The following is a 208-nucleotide window of genomic DNA, read 5'->3' as shown; positions in this document are numbered from 1 at the left end:
CCAGTTCGGCAAACCGATCATCGAGCAGCAAGGGGTCGCTTTCAAGCTCGCTGACATGGCGACGGCCATTGAAGCGGCGCGGCTCTTGACCTATCAAGCGGCATGGTTGGAGTCGAATGGCTTGCCGTACGGCAAAGCATCCGCCATGGCGAAACTGTTTGCCGGCGACACGGCGATGAAAGTGACGGTCGAGGCGGTGCAAATTTTC

At 58.7% G+C, this 208-nt stretch carries 1 pseudogene; it reads left to right on the top strand.

What is annotated here, in order from left to right:
* Positions 1 to 208, top strand: a pseudogene (locus VU18_RS20770) (acyl-CoA dehydrogenase family protein); the annotation flags it as partial.

The organism is Geobacillus sp. ZGt-1 (assembly GCF_001026865.1).
GTDB classification, from domain to species: Bacteria; Bacillota; Bacilli; order Bacillales; family Anoxybacillaceae; genus Geobacillus; species Geobacillus thermoleovorans.
Note: the sequence above shows the minus strand (reverse complement) of the source record. Positions and strands in the feature narration are given on the sequence as shown.